Origin of the sequence: Kitasatospora sp. NPDC086801 (genome assembly GCF_044745805.1) — a bacterium.
Classification (GTDB): domain Bacteria; phylum Actinomycetota; class Actinomycetes; order Streptomycetales; family Streptomycetaceae; genus Kitasatospora.
Genome location: NZ_JBIVAX010000090.1, coordinates 1 through 4,069 on the forward strand (window position 1 = coordinate 1; position 4,069 = coordinate 4,069).

The 4,069-nt window shown below is 75.1% G+C and carries 1 protein-coding gene; it reads left to right on the forward strand.

The genetic code is table 11. The features are described 5' to 3' along the window. A partial coding sequence (locus tag ACIPLC_RS38025) for a beta-ketoacyl synthase N-terminal-like domain-containing protein (RefSeq protein WP_400477636.1) occupies positions 1-4,069 on the forward strand: 4,069 nt, incomplete at both ends.

Consider the following 4,069-nt stretch of genomic DNA (forward strand, 5'->3'; position numbering starts at 1 on the left):
TCTTCCTCGACGCCCTCGCCGCCCACCGTCGGGCCGCCGGCCTGCCCGCGACCTCGATGGCCTACGGCATGTGGGACGTCGGCGCCGGCCTCGGCCGCGACCTCGCGGACGTCGACCGGGCGCGGATGGCCAGCCAGGGCGTCCCCGTCCTCGACCACGCGACCGGCCTCGCCCTCTTCGCCGCCGCTCTGCGGAGCGACCGCGCCGCCGTCGTCCCGATCCGGGTCGACGCGGCCGCCCTGCGCGCTCGCACCGACGAGGTCCCCGCGCTCCTGCGTGCCCTCGCCGCGCCGCGCAGGCGCGCCGAGCTGCCCGCGCGCGGCCGCGCGGCCGAGACCGGCCTGGCCGAGCGCCTCACCGGGCTGGGGGAGAGCGAGGGCCGGCGCCTGGCGCTGGAGCTCGTGCGGACGGAGGTCGCCGCCGTGCTCGGCCACGCGTCCGCGGAGGCGATCGCGCCCGAGCGCGCGTTCCAGGAGCTCGGCTTCGACTCCCTCGCCGCGACCGACCTGCGCAACCGCCTCAACAAGCGCACGGGCCTGCGCCTGCCCGCCACGCTCGCCTTCGACTTCCCCACCGCGCGGGCCGTCGCGGAGCACCTCCTCGACCTGGCCGGCGCGGGCACGGAGGTGACGCCGACGACCGCCACCGGCGTCCGCCCGCACACCTCCGACGAGCCGATCGCGATCGTCGGGATGGCCTGCCGCTACCCCGGTGGCGCGGCCACGCCCGAGGAGCTGTGGCGGCTGCTGGCGGACGGCGTCGACACCGTCACCGGACTGCCGACCGACCGCGGCTGGGACATCGAGCACCTCTACGACCCCGAGCCCGGCAAGGAGGGCCACAGCTACACCCGCCACGGCAGCTTCCTGCACGACGCCGGCGACTTCGATCCCGGCTTCTTCGGGATCTCCCCGCGCGAGGCCCTCTACATGGACCCGCAGCAGCGGCTCCTTCTGGAGACCTCGTGGGAGGCACTGGAGCGGGCTGGCATTGACCCGCTGTCCCTGCGCGGCAGCCGGACGGGCGTCTTCGCGGGCGTCATGTACCACGACTACGCGCTCAACACGAACCCCTCGGGCACCAGCGGCGGCAGCGTCGTCTCCGGCCGCGTGTCCTACACGCTGGGCCTGGAGGGCCCGGCGGTGACCGTGGACACGGCCTGTTCCTCGTCCCTGGTCGCCCTGCACCTGGCGGTCCAGGCGCTGCGCACCGGGGAGTGCTCGCTGGCCCTCGCGGGCGGTGCGACGGTGATGTCGACGCCGGGCATGTTCATCGAGTTCTCGCGGCAGCGAGGGCTGTCCGCGGACGGCCGGTGCAAGGCGTTCGCGGGCGCGGCGGACGGCGTCGGCTGGTCGGAGGGCGTCGGGGTGCTTCTCGTCGAGCGGCTGTCCGACGCGGAGCGGAACGGGCACCGGGTGCTCGCGGTGATCCGCGGCACGGCCGTCAACCAGGACGGCGCGAGCAACGGCTTCTCGGCGCCGAACGGCCCGTCCCAGCAGCGGGTGATCCGCCAGGCGCTGGCGAGCGCCGGGCTGTCCCCGACGGACGTGGACGCCGTCGAGGCCCACGGGACCGGGACGACGCTGGGCGACCCGATCGAGGCCCAGGCGCTGCTCGCGACCTACGGCCAGGGCCGTGAACTCCCGCTGCTGCTGGGCTCGATCAAGTCGAACATCGGGCACGCGCAGGCGGCGGCCGGTGTGGCCGGCGTGATCAAGATGGTGCTGGCGATGCGGCACGGCGTGCTGCCGAAGTCGCTGCACATCGACCGGCCCTCGCCGCACGTCGAGTGGTCGGAGGGCGCGGTCGAGCTGCTGGCCGAGGCCCGGGACTGGCCGGCGACCGGCCGTCCGCGCCGGGCGGGCGTGTCCGCCTTCGGGATCGGCGGGACCAACGCGCACGTGATCGTGGAGCAGGGCCCCGAGCCGGTGGTCGCACCTGCCACTGGTGGGCGGGAGTCGGGCACGCTGCCGTGGCTGCTCGCCGCGGCGACGCCGGAGGCCCTGCGGGTGCAGGCCGAGCGGTTGGCGACCTTCGTCGGCGCGCGGCCGGAGCTCGACGTGTTGGACGTGGCCCACTCGCTGGTCGAGACCCGGCCGGCGCTGGAGCACCGCGCGGTGCTGCTCGGCGCGGACCGGGAGGAACTGCTGGCCGGGCTGGACGCACTGAGCCGGGGCGAACTCGCCCCGGGCGCGGCCGTCTCGTCCGCCCGGGCGGGTGGGGCGACGGCGTTCCTGTTCTCCGGTCAGGGCTCGCAACGGCTCGGCATGGGCCGGGAGTTGTACGGCCGCTTCCCGGTGTTCGCTCGGGCCTTCGACGAGGTGTGCGCCGTGCTGGAGCTGCCGGTTCGGGAGGTCGTGTGGGGCGCGGACGAGGAGTTGTTGAACCGGACGGAGTACGCCCAGGCCGGGTTGTTCGCCGTCGAGGTGGCGCTGTACCGGCTCGTCGAATCCCTCGGCGTGCGGGCTGAGTTCGTCGCGGGCCACTCGATCGGCGAGGTCGCGGCCGCACACGTCGCCGGAGTGTTCAGCCTGGCCGACGCCTGTGCGCTGGTGGCTGCTCGCGGCCGTCTCATGCAGGCGCTGCCTTCGGGCGGTGCGATGCTGGCGGTGCAGGCGATGGAGGGCGAAGTTCGGCCCCTGCTCGGTGACTTCGTGTCGATCGCCGCCGTGAACGGCCCGCGCTCGGTCGTCGTCTCCGGGAGGGAGGAGGCCGTCGCGGCGATCGAGGAGCACTTCGCCGACCGGCGGACCACGCGCCTTCGGGTGTCCCACGCGTTCCACTCCCCGCTGATGGACCCGATGCTGGAGGACTTCCGTGAGGTCCTCAGCGGGCTGACGTACGGCACCCCGTCGATCCCGGTGGTCTCCAACCTGACCGGCGCACTGGCCGAGGACCTCTGCACCCCCGACTACTGGGTGCGCCACGTTCGCGAGGCCGTCCGCTTCGCCGACGGCGTCCGCACCCTCCACGAGTCAGGCGTCCGCCGCTACCTCGAACTCGGCCCCGACACCGTCCTGTCCGGCCTGGTGCAGGGCGTCCTCGACGACCCGACGGCCGCCGGTCCGTGCGTCGTGCCCGCCCTGCACGCGGATCGGGACGAGGAGGCGAGCCTGGTCGGCGCGCTCGGCCGGCTGCACACGGCCGGGGCCGAGGTGGACTGGTCCGTCCTCTTCGCCGGCACCGGCGCCCGGACGGTGGACCTGCCCACCTACGCGTTCCAGCACCGCCGGTTCTGGCTCGACGCGACGACCCCGCTCGGCGACCTGGGCGCGGTCGGCGTGGGCGCCTTCGCACACCCGCTGCTCGGCGCGGCCGTCGACCTCTCCCACACGGACGGGTTCCTGCTCACCGGCCGGGTGTCACTGGACTCGCACCCGTGGCTGGCCGACCATCAGGTCCTGGACACCGTCCTGGTCCCGGGCGCGGCGCTGGTCGAACTCGCGCTGCGGGCCGGGGCCGAGGTCGGGTACGAGCTGGTGGAGGAACTGACACTGGCCGCACCGCTGGTGCTGCCCGAGCGCGGCGCCGTCCAGCTGCACGTGCGGGTCGGTGGCCCGGACGCCTCGGAACGGCGCGCGGTCACCATCCACTCGCGGCCGGACGGGGACCCGGACGCCGGGTGGGTTCAGCACGCGGCCGGTTCGCTGGCCGTCTCCGGAGCCGTCGAGGCGGAATTGTTCGACGCGGAGGTGTGGCCGCCGGTCGGCGCGGAACCGCTGCCGGTGGAGGGCGCGTACGAGCGGATGGCGGAGGCCGGGTTCGGCTACGGGCCGGTGTTCCAGGGTTTGCGCGCGGCCTGGCGGCGCGGCGACGAGCTGTTCGCCGAGGTCGCGCTGCCGGAGGGTGTGGCGGCCGATGGCTTCGGCGTCCACCCGGCGCTGCTCGACGCGGCCATGCATGCCGCGATCCTGGCCGGCGGGGGCGAGCGCGAGACCATGATCCCCTTCGCGTGGACCGGCGTGACCCTGTCGGCCGTCGGTGCCTCGGCGGTGCGGGTGCGGATCGTCCGGCTCGGCGATGGCGGGCTGCGGCTCGACCTCGCCGACCCGGCCGGCGGCCCGGTGCT